This is a genomic window from Rhodoferax sp. GW821-FHT07F03, from assembly GCF_059418745.1.
Genome location: NZ_JBWKQM010000021.1, coordinates 41,058 through 58,056 on the forward strand (window position 1 = coordinate 41,058; position 16,999 = coordinate 58,056).

The 16,999-nt window shown below is 63.7% G+C and carries 15 protein-coding genes; 10 read left to right on the forward strand and 5 right to left on the reverse strand.

What is annotated here, in order from left to right; genetic code table 11:
* Positions 1–2 precede the first annotated feature (2 nt).
* The 3 genes from AC07R0_RS24730 (at position 3) to mltA (ending at position 3,964) form a co-directional block, all read left to right on the forward strand.
* Positions 3–1,997, forward strand: a complete 1,995-nt coding sequence (locus AC07R0_RS24730; protein ID WP_495106892.1) for a two-component system sensor histidine kinase NtrB — start codon at positions 3–5, stop codon at positions 1,995–1,997.
* A 12-nt stretch (positions 1,998–2,009) separates the two neighbouring features.
* Positions 2,010–2,636 carry a response regulator transcription factor gene (locus tag AC07R0_RS24735; protein ID WP_490591822.1) on the forward strand — a complete coding sequence of 209 codons (627 nt, stop codon included), beginning with the start codon at positions 2,010–2,012 and terminating at the stop codon, positions 2,634–2,636.
* A gap of 101 nt (positions 2,637–2,737) precedes the next feature.
* Positions 2,738–3,964 carry a murein transglycosylase A gene (gene mltA / locus AC07R0_RS24740; RefSeq protein ID WP_495106878.1) on the forward strand — a complete coding sequence of 409 codons (1,227 nt, stop codon included), beginning with the start codon at positions 2,738–2,740 and terminating at the stop codon, positions 3,962–3,964.
* A gap of 45 nt (positions 3,965–4,009) precedes the next feature.
* On the opposite strand, the gene AC07R0_RS24745 is transcribed toward mltA, so the two are convergent.
* The 3 genes from AC07R0_RS24745 to AC07R0_RS24755 form a co-directional block, all read right to left on the reverse strand.
* Entirely contained in the window at positions 4,010–5,092 is a 1,083-nt protein-coding gene (locus tag AC07R0_RS24745; protein ID WP_495106879.1) for a GTP pyrophosphokinase, read from the reverse strand.
* 368 nt (positions 5,093–5,460) lie between these two features.
* A complete protein-coding gene (locus tag AC07R0_RS24750) occupies positions 5,461–6,516 on the reverse strand; it encodes a porin (protein WP_495106880.1) in 1,056 nt (351 codons plus the stop codon).
* Positions 6,517–6,679: 163 nt separating this feature from the next.
* Positions 6,680–7,447: a FadR/GntR family transcriptional regulator gene (locus tag AC07R0_RS24755; protein ID WP_495106881.1), complete on the reverse strand. Its 768-nt coding sequence runs from the start codon at positions 7,445–7,447 to the stop codon at positions 6,680–6,682.
* 183 nt (positions 7,448–7,630) lie between these two features.
* Here AC07R0_RS24755 and AC07R0_RS24760 point away from each other — a divergent pair, with 183 nt between their 5' ends.
* Genes AC07R0_RS24760 through AC07R0_RS24785 form a run of 6 tightly spaced genes read left to right on the forward strand, consistent with a single transcriptional unit; the run spans position 7,631 to position 14,044 of the window.
* Positions 7,631–8,785, forward strand: a complete 1,155-nt coding sequence (locus AC07R0_RS24760; RefSeq protein ID WP_495106882.1) for a mandelate racemase family protein — start codon at positions 7,631–7,633, stop codon at positions 8,783–8,785.
* 37 nt (positions 8,786–8,822) lie between these two features.
* Positions 8,823–10,424: an ABC transporter substrate-binding protein gene (locus tag AC07R0_RS24765; RefSeq protein WP_495106883.1), complete on the forward strand. Its 1,602-nt coding sequence runs from the start codon at positions 8,823–8,825 to the stop codon at positions 10,422–10,424.
* A gap of 30 nt (positions 10,425–10,454) precedes the next feature.
* Positions 10,455–11,483, forward strand: a complete 1,029-nt coding sequence (locus tag AC07R0_RS24770) for an ABC transporter permease (protein WP_495106884.1) — start codon at positions 10,455–10,457, stop codon at positions 11,481–11,483.
* Positions 11,483–12,382, forward strand: a complete 900-nt coding sequence (locus AC07R0_RS24775; RefSeq protein WP_495106885.1) for an ABC transporter permease — start codon at positions 11,483–11,485, stop codon at positions 12,380–12,382. Before AC07R0_RS24770 ends, AC07R0_RS24775 begins: the two co-directional genes overlap by 1 nt.
* Positions 12,383–12,393: 11 nt before the next feature.
* Positions 12,394–13,260: an ABC transporter ATP-binding protein gene (locus tag AC07R0_RS24780; RefSeq protein WP_495106886.1), complete on the forward strand. Its 867-nt coding sequence runs from the start codon at positions 12,394–12,396 to the stop codon at positions 13,258–13,260.
* A gap of 19 nt (positions 13,261–13,279) precedes the next feature.
* The gene (locus AC07R0_RS24785) at positions 13,280–14,044 is read left to right on the forward strand and encodes an ABC transporter ATP-binding protein (RefSeq protein WP_495106893.1); all 765 of its coding nucleotides are present in this window, start codon (positions 13,280–13,282) and stop codon (positions 14,042–14,044) included.
* Between the two features lie 168 nt (positions 14,045–14,212).
* On the opposite strand, the gene AC07R0_RS24790 is transcribed toward AC07R0_RS24785, so the two are convergent.
* On the reverse strand, positions 14,213–15,052 hold the full coding sequence (locus AC07R0_RS24790; protein WP_495106887.1) for a hypothetical protein: 840 nt from the start codon (positions 15,050–15,052) through the stop codon (positions 14,213–14,215).
* Between the two features lie 521 nt (positions 15,053–15,573).
* The gene (locus AC07R0_RS24795; protein WP_495106888.1) at positions 15,574–15,954 is read right to left on the reverse strand and encodes a VOC family protein; all 381 of its coding nucleotides are present in this window, start codon (positions 15,952–15,954) and stop codon (positions 15,574–15,576) included.
* A 330-nt stretch (positions 15,955–16,284) separates the two neighbouring features.
* Between AC07R0_RS24795 and AC07R0_RS24800 the strand changes: the two genes are divergently transcribed.
* Positions 16,285–16,581 (forward strand): cupin domain-containing protein, encoded by a 297-nt coding sequence (locus tag AC07R0_RS24800; RefSeq protein ID WP_495106889.1) that lies wholly within the window; start codon positions 16,285–16,287, stop codon positions 16,579–16,581.
* Positions 16,582–16,999: the final 418 nt, after the last annotated feature.

The window sequence follows — 16,999 nt, forward strand, 5'->3', positions numbered from 1 at the left end:
CCCTGCGCTGGCCACGCGGCCCGGCGGGACACCGCTGGTTTTTGTGGGGGCTGCTGCTGGGCTTGATGTTGCTGCTGCTGGTCACCCTGGTGTGGTTGGCCGGGCGCTTTGAAGCCAGCCAGGTGCAGGAAAAGCTGGAGCGCGACGCCGCCGATGTGGTCAACGATATCCGTAGCGGCCTCACGCGCAATGTGCAAAGCCTGCAGGCCCTGCATGCGCGCGATCCCTCGCCGAGTATCTGGACCGACAACGCCACCCAGTTCATGGGCGAGCACCGCGAGCTGCTGCGCGTGGAGTGGCGCACCCCGGCGATGGACACCCTGGCCGCAGTGGATTCGCCGTTTCGTCCGCCCGCGTTCGACATGCTGGGCCGTGGCTATGCCCAGGCCGATGTAGCCCTGGGCTGCGCCACGGCCCGCCGCTTCAATGGTGCGGCCTATTCCACCAACTATTTTTTGCCCCAGAAGGACGGCCTGGGCATGGAGGTGATGGAGGTCTGCCTGCCCTTGGCCTCGGGCGGTGGCATCACGGGTTATGTGGTGGCCACCTATTCGCTGCCGGAGATTCTGGCCGGCCTGGTGGGCCGGCAGCTGACGCGCAGCCAGGAAGTGTCGTTTGCCGAGGCCGACGGCGCGCGCCTGGCGCTGAACGGAGTGGCGCGGCGTGGCACGCCGGTGTTCACCGCCCGCCAGCTGCTGGACCTGCCTGGCAACACCCTGGTGGTGCGGCTGGACAGCTGGCGCGGCGCGCCCGGCGTGTTCCCCAACCTGATGATGGCCCTGGTGACGCTGATGTCGCTGGCGCTGATCACCGTCACAGTGCTGCTGGCGCGCGACACGCGGCTGCGCCAGCGCGCCGAGCGCGGCCTGGCCGAGGCCCTGGCGTTTCGCAAGGCCATGGAGGATTCGCTGCTGACCGGGCTGCGCGCGCGCGATCTGCAGGGCCGCATCACCTACGTCAACCCGGCGTTCTGCCAGATGGTCGGCTTCAGCGTGGAAGAGCTGGCCGACCACGCCATGCCTGCGCCCTACTGGCCGCCCGACCTGGCCGAGGAATACCAGCAGCGCCAGGAAGTGCGTCTGGCCGGCAACGCGCCGCCGCGCGAGGGCTTCAGCTCGGTCTTCATGCGTAAGGACGGCACGCGCTTCCCGGTACTGATCATCGAGGCCGCGCTGATCGACGCCCAGGGCACGCAAACCGGCTGGATGAGCGCGGTGGTGGACCTGACCGAGCAGCGCCGGATAGAAGAGCTGTCGCGCACCAGCCAGGACCGGCTGCAGGCCACGGCCCGCCTGGCCACCGTGGGCGAGATGGCCTCCCTGCTCAGCCACGAGCTGAACCAGCCGCTGGCCGCCATCTCCAGTTACGCCACCGGCTCGCTGAATCTGCTGCAGGCCGACGCGCTGGACGGCGCCGATCTGGCCATGGCCATGCGCCGCATCGCCGAGCAGGCCGAGCGCGCCGGCAAGGTGATACGCAGCGTGCATGACTTCGTGCGCCGCCGCGCCGAGGCCCGCGAAGCCGTGGCACCGCAGACCCTGCTGGACGCCATCATGCCCCTGGTCGAGCTGCAGGCGCGCAAGCTGGGCGTGCAGGTACAGACCGAGCTGCCGGCCCATCTGCCCGCCGTGCTGTGCGACCGCACCATGGTCGAGCAGGTGCTGCTGAACCTGGCCCGCAACGCCATGCAGGCCATGGACCAGCCGAACATTACCCAGCGCCTGCTGGTGCTGCGCGTCAGCCTGGCCGGCGCCAGTTTGCGCGCCTCCCAGCCCAGTGGCTGGCTGGAGTTCGCCGTGCTGGACCAGGGCGACGGCATACCCGAAGACGTGGCCCAGCGTCTGTTCACCCCGTTCTTCACCACCAAGCTGGAGGGCATGGGCCTGGGCCTGAGTTTGTGCCGTACGGTGGTCGAGCAGCATGGGGGATTTTTGGGATTCGAGGCCAACTATCCGCGTGGTACCGTGTTCCGATTTACCCTGCCCACGGTGAAGTAAACGGAGCCCGCCATGCAACCCATACAAGACGCCACCGTATTCATTGTGGACGACGACGCCAGCGTGCGCGACGCGCTGTCCTGGCTGTTGCGCTCGCGCCGCCTGTTCAGCGAGAGCTTTCCCAGCGCCGAAGTGTTTGACGCCATGCTGGGCCCCGACTTCACGCCGCGCCAGGCCTGCTGCGTGCTGCTGGACGTGCGCATGCCCGGCATGAGCGGCCTGGCCTTGTTCGACAAGCTGGTGGCCCGGGGCCTGCATACGGCCATGCCGGTGATCTTCCTGACCGGCCATGCCGACGTGCCCACGGCGGTGGACGCGGTTAAGCGCGGGGCCTTTGACTTCTGCGAAAAGCCGTTTTCCGACAACGCGCTGGTGGATCGCATCGAGCAGGCGCTGCAGCAGTCGGCCCAGCACCTGCAGCGGCTGCACAGCCGCAGCCAGCTGCAGACCCGGGTGGACGAGCTGACCGAGCGCGAGCGCGACGTGATGCGCCTGGTGGTGCAGGGCCTGCCGAACAAGCTGGTGGCCGATCAGTTGGACATCAGCGTGCGCACGGTGGAGGTGCACCGCGCCCGGGTGTTCGACAAGATGGAAGTCAAGTCGGCCGTCGAATTGGCCAACTTGCTACAAAAAATGTAGCTTCTTGCGCAGATTATTCCTGCGCTGGAGGCCTTTTTCCCTCAGAGTCCTTGGGCTCGCTGGGGGGCTGGATAATCTCACCTCCGCTGCGGCCCGAGAACATGGTCCACCAGACTATCAGCACCAGTAACAAGCCCGCCCCTAGCGCTTCAAGCAATAGCAACACCATGAACCGACTCCTTCAGCAATCTGTGATGGCCGCGATTGTAGGAACCCTGGCCGCCTGCGCCACCCGCATGCCCGACTACACCCCCGAGCCCAGCCCGCCTGCTACGCCAACCACCCCCGAAGCCCCGCCCTTCGTGGTGCCCGGCGACACCGGCCCGCTGCCCGCGCCCATCGTGCAGGGCAAGAGCCGCTGGACCCCCGTGCGCTGGGCCGAGCTGCCCGGCTTCGCCCAAGACCCGCTGCATGAAGCCTGGAACGCCTGGATCAAAAGCTGTGAGCGCCCCAGCCCAGTACACGCCGCGCTGTGCAAGGACGTGCGCCGCCTCAGCATAGGCACGGGCGACGAGCAGCGCGCCTGGATGGTGGCCCGCTTCCAGCCCTACCGCGTGGAGCCCCTGCAGGGCAGCGCCGAGGGCCTGCTGACCAGCTACTACGAACCGCTGATGGACGCCACGCGCAACCCCACCAGCGCCTCTGCCGTGCCTCTGTACCGCCCGCCCGCCACCCTGGGCCAGCGCAAGCCCTGGTACACCCGGCAAGAGATGGACACCCTGCCCGAGGCCAAGGCCCAGCTGGCCGGCCGTGCCATCGCCTGGCTGGCCGACCCGGTGGACGCGCTGGTGCTGCAGATCCAGGGCTCCGGCCGCCTGCGCATCACCGAGGCCGACGGCAGCCAGCGCCTGGTGCGCCTGGCCTATGCCGGCACCAATGACCAACCTTACAAGAGCGTGGGCCGCTGGCTGCTGGACCAGGGCCTGGTGCGCGACGCCACCTGGCCTGGCATCAAGGCCTGGATCGCCCAGAACCCGCAGCGTGTCAACGAGCTGCTGTGGAGCAACCCGCGCATGGTGTTCTTCCGCGAAGAGGTGTTGTCTGAATTTGACGCGGCTTTTGGTCCGCGCGGCGCCCAGGGCGTGGCGTTGACCCCAGGCCGATCCATCGCGGTGGACCCGGCCAGCATCCCCTACGGCACCCCCGTGTGGCTGGCCTCCAGCGGCCCCAACGTGCAGCTGCAAAAGCTGGTGCTGGCCCAGGACACCGGCAGCGCCATCGTCGGCGCTGTGCGTGCCGACTACTTCGCGGGCTGGGGCCCCGAGGCGGGCGAGCTGGCTGGCCGCCTGAAGCAGCCGCTGAAGCTATGGGTGTTGTGGCCTAAGTAGGCCGGTGCATTGCAACCGCCGCGCTGCGTTCGGGGGGCTCATATTTCATACCCCTGCCGAAGGCGGGGTGTTTTGCGCCAGCCAGGTATCAAAAGCCTCCTTGGCGTTGCGGCGCAGGGCCAGTTCGTAGGTGTCTTTGTCGCTCAAGTAGAGGCAGTGGCGGATCACGGTGTAGGGATTGAACTTGAGGCTGTCATTGCGGTCCTCGAAATACAGCTTGTACTTCTTCACCGTCCCGATCTGGTGGCGCACGATGGAGTTGAATTCGCTGCGGTTGATCTTGGGCGACCAGGACTTGATGCTCTCCACAAAGCTGTCCACCTTGGCCGGCTCAAAGCTAAAGTCTTTGAAGAAGTGGTTCACGATTTTCAGAAAGGTGAAGGCGTTGAGCTCGCTCTGCGCATGGCCGTCGCGCGTGGGGGCGCGGGTGTCGGGGGTTGCTTCCGCCGAGGCAGATTCATCCGGAGCGGACTGCAGGCCGGCTTCCGTTTCATCGCGGATCTGCCGAAACTCGCGGTCAGCCAGTTCGAACAACGCCGCTAAAACATTGATGCGTCGCTTGAGCGGGCTGGGGATCGATTTTTTGTACTTGATCTGGTGGTCCAGCACGCTCCAGGAGTCCTGGATGATGGTGCGCACCTGCAACTCAAACTGCCTGATATGCAGCGTGGTGTCGGGCGCCAGGCCCACGTCCTCGGCCCGAAAACCCAGGTCCAGGTGCAGGCCCTTGTAGCCGAAGGAATCGTCGGTGCCCTCCACCTTGGCGATCTTGTCGGAGATTTCAATCACGCTGAAACTGGGCCGTATCTGTTCTGCAATCTTCCAGATTTCGTCTTCGTACAGGCACACGACCCGGATGCCAATCAGGTCTGTCAGATGGTCCTGGATCGCATAGGGCAGGTTGGCCTCTTCCAACGCATAACGGTATTTGTTGGTGAATTTGCGCAGGCACTCATCGCGGTCTTTGATCCGCCCCTCCACCTTGACCCCCGCGACACCGCCAGCACCGCCCAGCAACTCGGCGATGCGACTTTGCAAGCTCTGGCACATGGTGTCGAGCAGGGACGCCTGGTTGGAATAGAACGCCGTGAAGAGCTGCTCTTCCTGGTCAAATTGGAGTGATGCCATGGTCAAGAAATGGGAACGTGGTGGTCACCGTCAGGTGTATTGTGGATGCGTGCCCGCATCATAGAACCCATGGCTTCGCACCCCGTACCAGGCGGCGCATGGTACGGGGGATGGATCGATAATTGCTCTTAAATTAATAGCTGATTGCGCAGGTATATTCTGCGCTAGCGGTCGATTGGGTTTGTAGGCGCTGTTTGGCTTGTGGACGCCATAGGTATCCCTGGCCGGGATATGCGGTCAGGGATCGCATGGGCGTCAGAAGCATCCACATCACCTCAAACCGCATAGAAATATCTGGAAGAAAAAGAGGCCTCCAGCGCAGGTTCCATCTGCGCTGGAGGCCCATTTTTGACAACGCGGCGAGCCGCTCAGAACTTGTAAGTCACACCCACGCCCAGGCGCGATGCGTCCAGCGTGGCGCTGCCGTCTGCGCGATCCACTTTCAGCCTGCGGTAGGCGGTGTACAGCCGGGTGCTTTTGGACAGATCGTAGGTGCCCATCAGGCTCAGGCCGCTGGCGTCCACCACCTTTTGGCCCGCGCCGCTATCGGTCACTGCGCTGGCGTAGCCTATGGCCACGGTGGCTGCGCCAAACGGGGCGTCCAGGCCCAGCTGCCATTCCCTGGACTTTTGCGTGCCGGTGACGCGCTCGTCGCTTTGGCGCTGCATGGCGCCGACCAGGCGGGCCGGGCCGAAGTTGTAGTGGCCGGCGACCAGGTGGAATTTGTTGGCGCCAGTGGTGTAGTGCTCCAGCTGGCGCGCATAGCCTATGCGCAGCGGGCCGGATGCGTATTCCACATGGCCGGTGAGCATGCGGGGCGCATCGGTGGCGGTGGTGGCGCCTTCGGGGGCGCTGTAGCTCAGCGAGCCCTTGACCGGGCCGATGAAGGGGCTGGCGTAGTAGGCCGTGTTGTTGCCGCGCGCCAGGTAGTCGCTGCCGGTCACGGCGGGCAGGCCGTTGGCGGCGGTGCTGCCCGCACCCCAGACCTGGCCGGTGGAGGCAAAGCCCGATGAGTCGTACAGCTGGTTGGTGGAGCCGCGCAGTGCGTCAAACGCGGTCAGCATGCGGCCCAGGCGCAGCTCGCCAAAGTCACCGGCCAGGCCCACGTAGGACGCGCGGTTAAAGCCGTTGTCCGAGTTGGAGACCTTGCTGACGCTGCCATTGTCGATGCTGATGCCTTGCTCCAGCACGAACCTGGCCTGCAGGCCGCCGCCCAGGTCTTCGGAGCCGCGCAGGCCCCAGCGACTGGCCTGCGCGCCGCCGCTGTCCACCACCGAGCCCGTGCCGGGCGGTGTGGCGCCCACCTTGTGGTTTGTCTGGCCCACCCAGGCATCGACGATGCCGTACAGGGTGACGCTGGATTGGGCCGAGGCGGCGCCGGCGAGGCTGGCGAGGGCCAGGGAGGCGAGTAATTTGGGTTGCATGGACGGTGTCTCCGATGGATAAAGTTATTAAATTGGTAGTACGTCAGTCGTCAGATGACTTGAGCGATACTAAAAACCGGAACAACAATCTGCCATCGGTGAAAACCCTTGAGGTCAGGCGTCTTGGCAGCCTGCGCGCCGCCTGCGGGTGGCGTTCTTCAGCTCAGCCCTGGCTGGGCGAGCTGCTGCGCATGCGTTCGCGGCTATTGCTCAGGTGCATGAACATGGCGGCGCGGGCGGCGGCGGCGTCGCCACGGTAAATGGCATCGTAGATCGCCTCGTGCTCGCGCTGGGTGATGGCCTTGCCGCTCTCCAGCACGGCCTGGGCTTCGCCGAAGCGTGCCGTGGGCTTGTCGGCCGGCGCGGCTTCTGCCCCGTCGCTCGTGGGGCGGCGGATGGTGGCATTGCCCAGGCTGCACAGCACTTCTTCAAAGTATTCGTTGCCCGTGGCGGCGGCAATCTGCACGTGGAACTGGAAGTCGTGTTCGGTGGTGCTGCCGCCAACGCGGCGTTGCGCATCGAAGGCGTCCAGCGCGGTGCGCATGGCCTGCAGGTGCTCGTCACGCCGGCGCATGGCGGCCAGGCTGGCGGCTTCGGATTCCAGGCTGATGCGCAGCTCCAGCATGGCCAGCTTCTGGCGCACCTGCACATCACGCGAGGCAATGGCCAGCAGCGGCTCGGGCGCCGGTGTGGCCAGCACGAACGTGCCTACGCCTTGCCGGGTTTCGACCAGGCCACGGGCCTGCAGGCGCGACATAGCCTCGCGCACCACCGTGCGGCTGACATTGAATTCGCGCATCAGGCTGGGCTCGGGCGGCACCCGGTCGCCGGGCTTCAGGGCGCCGCTGTGTATGCGCTCGGAGACGCCGTCCACCACGCGCTGTGGCTGGCTTTTGGCACGCAGGGGTTGTTCTTGCAGCAGGGTGCTCATGGACGGGCGTTCGGGTGGATAGCTGGCAACTATAACGCTGCCGTGTGGCTCGCCTGACGACTGATGCACAAGCCCCAAGAGCAGGTTTTACAGAGAGACCAAGGGTTTGTACCAGGAATACACGTCAGACGTGTTGTCTAGAATTATGCAAAGTCTGACGACTGATGAATAAAAAGGATGGATATGAAAATCGTAAGCGTGCACGGCACGGAGTTCAGCTTCCCCACCCGCCGTTCGGTGGATTCTGCGGGCCACTCCCATCCCGGCCCCGAAGGCCTGGGCAAGATGGCCATGCTGACCATCACCACCGATGAAGGCCATAGCGGCTACGCGTTTGCGCCCCCCGAAGTGATACGCCCCCATGTGCTTGAAGCCTTTGTGCGCAAGGTGCTGATCGGCCAGAACGCCTTCCAGCGTGAATACCTGTGGCAGGGCCTGGAGCACTGGCAGCGCGGCAGCGCCGGCCAGCTGACCGACCGCGCCCTGGCCGCCGTGGACCAGGCGCTGTGGGACCTGGCCGGCCGTGCGCTGGGCCAGCCGGTGTACCGCCTGATCGGCGGCTACCGCGACAAGGTGCCGGCCTATGGCAGCACCATGTGCGGTGACGAGCTGGAATGCGGTCTGTCCACTCCCGATGAATACGCGGCCTTTGCCGAGAAGCTGGTGTCGCGCGGCTACAAGGCGCTGAAGCTGCACACCTGGATGCCGCCGGTGTCGTTCGCGCCCAGCGTGGCGATGGACATCAAGGCCTGCGCCGCGGTGCGCGAAGCCGTGGGCCCGCATATCCCGCTGATGCTGGATGGCTACCATGACTACAGCCGCATGGACGCACTCACCATCGGCCGTGCGTTGGAGAAGCTCAACTTCACCTGGTTCGAGGAAATGATGAACGAGCAAAGCATGGCCTCGTATGCCTGGCTGGCCGACCAGCTGGATATCCCCATCGTCGGCCCGGAAAGCCTGTCCGGCAAGCACCACAGCCGTGCCGACTGGGTCAAGGCCGGAGCCTGCGACATCCTGCGCGCCGGCGTACCGGGCGTGGGCGGCATTTCGCCGACCCTGAAGGTGGCGCACCTGGCCGAATCGTTTGGCATGCAGTGCGAGGTGCACGGCAACGGCGCGGCCAACCTGGCGGTGTGCGCGGCTATCAAGAACTGCCGCTGGTACGAGCGCGGCCTGCTGCACCCCTTCCTGGACTACGACGAAGTGCCGGCCTACCTGAACACCTTGGCAGACCCGATGGACGCCGAGGGCTATGTGCACCTGTCGCAGCTGCCGGGCCTGGGAGAAGACATCAACTTCGACTACATCGAAGCCCATACACGCCAGAAGTATTGACGCGCCGCAGGCCCGTCAATCCCGAGGAGACAAGTCAATGCATAACAATAAATGGTGGTGCCCCGCAGCGCTGGCGCTGTGCCTGCTGGCCACCGGCGCGGGGGCGAAAACGCCGGTGGACCAGCTGATCGTCGGCTTCAGCATGAACAATCTGCTGTCGCTGGACCCGGCCGCCGCCACCGGCAACGATGTGGTGGAAATCAACACCAATCTGTACGATTACCTGATCGAGCTGGACGCCAACAACGTGGGCCAGATCCAGCCCGGCCTGGCCGAGCGCTGGACGGTCGCGCCCGACCGGCGCAGCATCACCCTGAACCTGCGCTCCGGCGTCAAGTTCCAGTCGGGCAATGCGCTGACCGCCGCAGACGCAGCTTGGTCGCTGCAGCGCGTGCTCAAGCTGAACCTGGCCATGGCCTCGCCCTGGAAGAGCTACGGCTTCAGCGCCAAGAATGTGGAGAAGATGGTGCGCTCCACCGACGCGCAAACCCTGGTCATTGACCTGCCCAAGCCCACCGATCCCAAGATGGTGCTGTTCACCCTGGCCACCTCGGTCAGCGCCGTGGTGCTGGACCGCCAAGCCGTCATGGCCCACGAGGTAAATGGCGATATGGGCAACGCCTGGCTGACCACGCACGCCGCCGGTTCCGGCCCGTTCTCGCTGTCCGAGTGGCGCGCCAAGGACACGTTGATCATGAACCGCTTCGACGGCTACTGGCGTGGCCCGGCCAAGATGAAGCGGGTGGTCATGCGCCACATGACCGAATCGCAGTCGCTGCGGCTGATGCTGCAGCGTGGCGATCTGGACGTGGCTTCGGGCATGTCGGTGCCCGACCTGGAGGCCATGAAGCACAACCCCGACGCGGTGGTGCAGGCCATGCGCCGCGGCACGCTGTACTACGTGGCCGTGAGCATGAAGGACGCCAAGTTTGCTGACCCGCGCGTGCGCCTGGCGCTGCGCAAGCTGATCGACTATGACGGAATCAACAACGCCGTCATGCCCCACTACGGCGTGCCGAACCAGCGCCCGGTGCAGTTGGGCCTGGCCGCCACATTGCCCAGCCCGGCCTATGTGCTGGACGTGGCCGGCGCGAAGAAGCTGCTGGCCGAGGCCGGCTTCCCCAACGGCTTCAAGACCAGCATCCGCGTGCTGGCCGACCCGCCCTTCATCAACATCGCCACCAGCCTGCAGTCCACACTGGCGCAGGCCGGCATTGATGCTAGCGTGCTGTCGGGCACCGGCAACCAGGTGTATGGCGCCATGCGTGACCGCAAGTTCGAAATTCTGGTGGGGCGCGGCGGCGGCGGTGTGGAGCCGCACCCGCACGGCAGCCTGCGCGCCCTGGTGCTGAATCCCGACAACAGCGACGCGGCAAAGCTCACCAACTTCCAGGGCTGGCGCACCTCCTTCTTCAACCCCGAGCTGAACGCCCTGATCGCCAAGGCCGAGGTCGAGCCCGACGAAGCCAAGCAGACCGCCGAGTACGAAAAGGTGCAGCGGCTGTATGACACCGAGGTCGGCGCCATCCAGCCCATCTCGCAAATGGTGGACACCGTGGTGGTGCGCAAGGACTTGCGCAACTACCAGGGCCATCCATCGGCGACGACACGCTTGCGTGACGTCTACAAGCAGCGTTGAGCCCAGCCCTCTTATTCCGGAGACATGCTCTTGTCCTCTTCCAAAACTTCCAAGCGCTTGCGGGCGCTAGGCCAGCGCGCCTTCAGCGTGGTGCTGACGCTGCTCGGCTTGCTGCTGCTGACCTTTGTGATCGGCCGGGTCATGCCGCTGGACCCGGTGCTGTCCATCGTCGGGCCGGATGCCGATAAATCCACCTACGAGCAGGTCTACAAACAGCTGGGCCTGGACCGGCCGCTGACCGTGCAATTCGGCTACTACCTGCGCGACCTGCTACATGGTGACCTGGGCAAGGCCATGCTCACCGGCCATAAGGTCACCGAAGACCTGGTGCGCGTGCTGCCCGCCACCGTGGAGCTGGCCACCATGGCCATCCTGTTCGGTGCCTGCATCGGCATACCGCTGGGCGTGTATGCCGCCACACGGCGCGGCCAGCTGGCCGACCATGTGGTGCGGGTGGTAAGCCTGTTCGGCTATTCCACGCCGGTGTTCTGGTTCGGCATGATGGGCCTGCTGGTGTTCTATGCCTGGCTGGACTGGGCCGGCGGCGCGGGCCGGGTGGACCTGGCGTTTGACGGCATCGTGCCCACGCGCAGCGGCCTGCTGCTGGTCGACTCGGCCCTGGCCGGCAACTGGGAGGTGTTCCGCAGCGCGCTCAAGTTCCTGATCCTGCCGGCCAGCATCCTGGGCCTGCACTCCATGGCCTATATCAGCCGCATGACGCGCAGCTTCATGCTCGCCCAGCTGTCGCAGGAGTACATCACCACGGCGCGGGTCAAGGGCCTGTCCGAGCGCGGGGTGGTCTGGCGCCATGCCTTCCGCAACATCCTGGTGCAGCTGCTGACCATCGTGGCCCTGGCCTACGGCGGCCTGCTGGAAGGCGCGGTGCTGATCGAAACCGTGTTCGCCTGGCCCGGCTTCGGCCAGTACCTGACCAGCAGCCTGCTGCTGGGCGACATGAATGCCGTGATGGGCTGCGTGCTGGTAGTGGGTGTGATCTTCGTCACCCTGAACCTGGTGTCCGACGCCCTGTACCAAGTCTTTGACCCGAGAACACGCTGATGGCCACGCTTACCTACGACCCCACACATAACGCGACACCGGAATCTGCCGCCCAGGCGCTGCGGCAGAACCTGGCCCGCGGCACCCGCCGGCTGCTGCGCAATCCCATGACCGTCGCCGGCATGGTGGTGGTGGCCTTGCTGCTGCTGGTGGCGCTGTTCGCCCCGCTCATCGCCACGCACAACCCTTTGCTACAAGATTTGAAGCAGGCACTGCAGGCACCGTCTGCGGCGCACTGGTTTGGCACCGATGAATACGGGCGCGACATCTTTAGCCGCCTGGTGCATGGTTCACGCATCTCGCTCTACATCATCCTGCTGGTGACGGTGATCGTTGGCCCGGTCGGCCTGGCCGTGGGCAGCATGGCGGGCTATTTCGGCGGCTGGGTGGACAACCTGTTCATGCGCATCACCGACATCTTTATCTCCTTCCCCAGCCTGGTGCTGGCCCTGGCTTTCGTGGCCGCGCTCGGGCCGGGGCTGGACCACGCGGTGATCGCCATCGCGCTCACCGCCTGGCCGCCGATTGCCCGGCTGGCACGTGCCGAGACGCTGTCGCTGCGCCATGCCGACTATGTGGTGGCCGCGCAGCTGCAGGGTGCCTCCAGCGCCCGCATTCTGCTGCGCTATATCGCGCCCATGCTGATGTCCTCGGTGGTGGTGCGCCTCACCATGAACATGGCCAGCGTGATCCTCACCGCCGCAGGCCTGGGCTTTCTGGGCCTGGGTGCCCAGCCACCGCTGCCCGAGTGGGGCGCCATGATCTCCAGCGGCCGCCGCTACATGATCGAGTGCTGGTGGCTGGTCGCCGCACCTGGCGCCGCCATCATGCTGGTGAGCCTGGCTTTCAACCTGCTCGGTGACGGCCTGCGCGACGTGCTCGACCCGCGCAGCGAATAAGGAATATGACCATGCACAACCCTGCCATTCCTTCTTCTCTGCCGCAGCCCAAGCTGCAGGTGGAAGACCTGCACATCCACTTCGCCACACCCGAAGGCCCCATGCACGCGGTGCGCGGTGTGTCCTTCAACCTGTCGCGTGAAAAGCTGGCCATCGTCGGCGAGTCCGGCTCGGGCAAGTCCACCGTGGGCCGGGCCCTGCTCAAGCTGCACCCGCGCAGCGCACGCATCGAAGCGCGCAAGCTGAGCTTTGACGGCATTGACCTGCTGAACGCCAGCACCAAGACCATGCAGGGCATACGCGGCCAGCGCATGTCCATGATCATGCAAGACCCCAAGTACTCGCTGAACCCGGTGGTGCGCGTGGGCCAGCAGATCGCCGAGGCCTATCTGGCCCACCACAAGGTGCCGCGTGCCGAGGCCTATGAGCGCGCGCTGGCCATGCTGGAGTCGGTGCACATCCGCGAGCCGCAGCGCGTGTTCAATCTGTACCCGCACGAGGTTTCCGGCGGCATGGGCCAGCGCATCATGATCGCCATGATGCTCATCACCGAGCCCGAGATCCTGATTGCCGACGAACCCACCTCGGCTCTCGACGTCTCGGTGCGGCTACAGGTGCTGTCGGTGCTGGACGAGCTGGTCAGCCAGCGCGGCCTGGGCCTGCTGTTCATCAGCCACGACCTGAACCTGGTGCGCCACTTCTGCGACCGCGTGCTGGTGATGTATGCCGGCCGAGTGGTCGAAAGCATTGCCGCCGCCGACCTGGACCGCGCCGAACACCCCTACACCCGCGGCCTGCTGGGCGCCCTGCCCAGCCTGGAGCAGCGCCGCCCGCGCCTGCCCGTGTTGCAACGCGACCCCGCCTGGCTGACAGCCTGAAGGAACCCATCCCATGACCATGATCGATGTCAACGCATTGCACCTGTCCTTCGGTGCCGTCAAGGTGCTCAACGACGTGCACCTGCAGGTGCGCCAGGGCCAGTCCTTTGGCCTGGTGGGCGAGTCCGGCTCGGGCAAGACCACCGTGCTGCGCTGCCTGGCCGGCCAGTACGCCCACTGGGACGGCGCACTGCAGATTGGCGGCCGGGCGCTGGGCCCCAAGCGCAGCCGCGCGCACTGCCGCGAGGTGCAGATGGTGTTCCAGGACCCCTATGGTTCGCTGCACCCGCGCCACACCATCCACACCGTGCTGGCCGAGCCCCTGCGCATCCACGGCATGGATCGGGAACGTGAGCGCATCGACAGCATCCTGGCCAAGGTGGGGCTGAACAGCAGCTTCCGCTTCCGCTACCCGCACCAGCTTTCGGGCGGCCAGCGCCAGCGCGTGGCGATTGCACGCGCGCTGATCCTGGAGCCGCGTGTGCTGCTGCTGGACGAGCCCACCTCGGCGCTGGACGTGTCGGTGCAGGCCGAAATCCTGAACCTGCTGGCCGACCTGCGCGAACGCGACGGCCTGACCTATCTGATGGTCACCCACGACCTGGGCGTGGTCGCCCATCTGTGCGACCAGGTCGCGGTAATGCAGCACGGCCGCATCGTCGAATCGCTGAGCGTGGACGACCTCTGCAGCGGCGCCGCCCAGCACCCGTACACCCGCATGCTGGTGGACGCCAGCCATTCCTATAGCCGGGATATTGCCGAAGCGGTGGCCACTGCGGCCTGACAAAAGGATGCCACTGATGTTGAACCGTCGCCATGTATTGGCCGCCTCCTTTGCGGGGCCGCTGGCCTAGCACCTGCCCGTCGCTACCGCGCCAGCGCTGATCGACTCGCACGTCCATAGCTAACGCCCGCAGTACTTTGCGGCTCATAAGATGGGCGTAGCTTCAACTTACCTGCGCATGTAGTCCCTGCGTTCCCCATAAATCTTCCATTCAACCGCATTGATGCGATCGAAAAATACCCCAGTCGTATTACGACTACTGAGCTTTCCTCGCTCTACCAACTCAATTAATGGTTCTGAGTAACAGGAATCGGATTGACAGTACACGTCTATGGTCTGCGGATAGCAGGCTTGTTGCGTCGAAGATTGGTCCACTATTTCATGGCAGATGTTCGAGATAGTCGCAATCCCAAATACACCATGTGGATTTAACTCAATGGAATGCATGTCCAAAGTCGCGCTACTCTTAGAAAGCAATGGCCGTGCAAATAACGCATTGTCTTTGCTGAAATAACGTGCAATGGCTGCTTCGTATGTAACCGTGCCTTGCTGGCATTCAGCATCAAAAACCGGAACTATTCTTGTTTTTTCGGTGAGTGTTGAAATATCCTCTAAGGGAGCCAAGCCGTAGTAGCTTGCCTGGACATCTACCCCTAAAACGGCAAGTGGCAGGTTTAAGCTAACAGCATTGACATTGCCCCATCCATATCCGTAAAAGCCACGGGCAACCCTGCTTTCACCAAACGTTTGGAGAACCTTCTGCAAGCGCTTGACGCAACTTTCAGAGAGACGGCTAATAGATTGGACAACCGCACTGCCTTCGGCGCTTTCAACATTGATGGTGCCACCATTGCTGCCGAGTAACCCGGTAAAGGCTTTGTTTCCAAAGTTTGTACCTGACTGCAAAATATCATCGATGGATGTTTGAGCCTGCACCGCAGTGCTTATCCCGAGTGCACAGACCAGCGTCAATGTGCGTAGGCAATCATTCAATTTTTGGTGAAACATGTTGGGGCAGTACTTTTTTAGAGGAATGTCCGGGTCTTTGTACTTACTATACGTTTCGTGTCTGTGCAGAAAGACGCGGTATGCGGAGGGTGGCTCAGATGTTAGCGCTGGAGCTCTAGAGTGGGCTAGCTGACCAAAAGGTTCACCTAACCGATAAGGCTATAGGTGCTGTGGCTGAGTGGCTACTCAGAGTTTGCACCGTCGGGCGGTGGCACGGCAGAGTCGCATCCGACCAGAGATACTGATGCCTATCCGCTGTGGGTTGCCTGTTTATGCACCTTCCTTACTTTGGAGCTGCTGCCCCTGTTAGTGACGCTATTCACACGGTATAAAGGCGAGCGTGGGTAAGCCGATAAAAAACAGTGATTGTGTCGCCGGGCGCATGTTCCGGCCGGGGATGCCGGTAGCATCAACCTCATCCAAAATTTCAAGCTAACATAGCCCTTGCGCAGATTCCATATGCGCAAGCAGCTACGAAAAGAAGAGCGCCTTGTGGCCGCTCCGATGGCGACAACCAGGGCCTAGCCCATGTCCTGGTGGATGCACAGATAGTTGCCCTCGGTGTCCTTGAACCAGGCGGCTTTTTCTGCGCCCAGCACGCACACATGGTCCACGGTCTTGACGCCCGGCAGGTCGTAGTCCTCAAACACCACCCCGGCCTTTTTCAGCCCGGCCACGCTGGCGGCGATGTCCTGCACCTGGAAGCTGATCGCCGTGTGGTCCGCCTTGGTGCCCTCCGGCCGAGGGAACAGGGCTAGCGTGCTGCCACCTACCTGGTAGATGAACTTGCCGTCGGGTCGGAAACCACTGGGCGTCAATCCCAGGCAGCGTTCGTAAAACGCTCGCGCCCGCTCGATATCGATCACCGGGAGCATGGTTGTCACGGAGGTATTGGCGAGCATATGCAGTCCTTTCGCTCTCGCGGCTGGCGCTGGTGCAAGGCGATCAACGCTTTCTTAGCATAGGCGCCAAGTTGGCAAACTACCAGTCGGCGGTGCAGCTTGGGTGCTGGTCGGTGCGCGCAAATGGACTTGCATCCCGGCCAGGCATCGTGTGGATGCCAAGCGCCATCCGCACTCTCTCAATCGGGATAGAAAGCTTCAAATACAAACAGTCTCCAGCGCAAATACCACCTGCGCGAGAAGCTATGAAAAATGCAGCGCCGGGCTATAGTGCTTCCTCGTTTGCACCGGGCAATACACGCCCTTCGTATAGACCCACATCCACCCCCCATGTCCAAACTGAATCTCAGCGCAGAGGCCAGCCGCCTGCCCATTCCCTGGCGGTCCACCGTGCTCGGCAGGGCCGCCGGCGCCAACGTCAAAGTGCTGCGCATGGACGCCACGGCCTATCCACCCGAAACCCACCCCTTCGTCGAAGCCCTGCTGGTTGTGGACGGTCATATGAACCTGGAAATCGACGGCCAGTTGATCTGCGTCCAAGCCGGCGAGGTTTTCATGGTGCCCGCCGGCCAACCCCACGCGGTGGCAGCAGGCAGCCAGGGCACGCTGGTCATCATCGACCAGTGACGGCCCATTCTGCGTATCGGAATCTTCAAATGAAAAGTGGCTCTGGCGCAGATTCCAGTTGCACAAGCAGCTACGAAAAATAGAGCGTTTGATGGCTCCACTATTTGAGGGGAGGATGTCTGTGAATGTGCTGCCTCGGGCTATAGTGGTTCATCGCTTGGTATGCGGCATTTGTCCAATCTTTTATACCTGGATCTTTATCCAAGTACCTCGCCAGAGCGCCAGCCTACATTACTTGAAAGAGCCTTTCATTTTTTGAAACATGTTATCACTCGTCGGTCTGTTATCTGTCCTGCTCATGCTTCTATTTGTCGCTTGCAGCATCAGGGCTTCAGCCTTTCTTCTTAGAACCTGTTCAAAATCTTTTTTGATACTGACTTTCCGCTAAGCTGCTGGCCCCATGAGAGCCAAGTACCCC

What these genes read in the sequence shown, in the direction of transcription:
- AC07R0_RS24785 (WP_495106893.1), top strand. Translation starts at nt 13,280, where the DNA reads ATGATCGATGTCAACGCATTGCACCTGTCCTTCGGTGCCGTCAAGGTG.
- AC07R0_RS24775 (WP_495106885.1), top strand. Translation starts at nt 11,483, where the DNA reads ATGGCCACGCTTACCTACGACCCCACACATAACGCGACACCGGAATCT.
- AC07R0_RS24735 (WP_490591822.1), top strand. Translation starts at nt 2,010, where the DNA reads ATGCAACCCATACAAGACGCCACCGTATTCATTGTGGACGACGACGCC.
- AC07R0_RS24780 (WP_495106886.1), top strand. Translation starts at nt 12,394, where the DNA reads ATGCACAACCCTGCCATTCCTTCTTCTCTGCCGCAGCCCAAGCTGCAG.
- AC07R0_RS24755 (WP_495106881.1), bottom strand. Translation starts at nt 7,447, where the DNA reads ATGAGCACCCTGCTGCAAGAACAACCCCTGCGTGCCAAAAGCCAGCCA.
- AC07R0_RS24750 (WP_495106880.1), bottom strand. Translation starts at nt 6,516, where the DNA reads ATGCAACCCAAATTACTCGCCTCCCTGGCCCTCGCCAGCCTCGCCGGC.
- AC07R0_RS24800 (WP_495106889.1), top strand. Translation starts at nt 16,285, where the DNA reads ATGTCCAAACTGAATCTCAGCGCAGAGGCCAGCCGCCTGCCCATTCCC.
- AC07R0_RS24745 (WP_495106879.1), bottom strand. Translation starts at nt 5,092, where the DNA reads ATGGCATCACTCCAATTTGACCAGGAAGAGCAGCTCTTCACGGCGTTC.
- AC07R0_RS24790 (WP_495106887.1), bottom strand. Translation starts at nt 15,052, where the DNA reads ATGTTTCACCAAAAATTGAATGATTGCCTACGCACATTGACGCTGGTC.
- AC07R0_RS24795 (WP_495106888.1), bottom strand. Translation starts at nt 15,954, where the DNA reads ATGCTCGCCAATACCTCCGTGACAACCATGCTCCCGGTGATCGATATC.
- mltA (WP_495106878.1), top strand. Translation starts at nt 2,738, where the DNA reads ATGGTCCACCAGACTATCAGCACCAGTAACAAGCCCGCCCCTAGCGCT.
- AC07R0_RS24760 (WP_495106882.1), top strand. Translation starts at nt 7,631, where the DNA reads ATGAAAATCGTAAGCGTGCACGGCACGGAGTTCAGCTTCCCCACCCGC.
- AC07R0_RS24765 (WP_495106883.1), top strand. Translation starts at nt 8,823, where the DNA reads ATGCATAACAATAAATGGTGGTGCCCCGCAGCGCTGGCGCTGTGCCTG.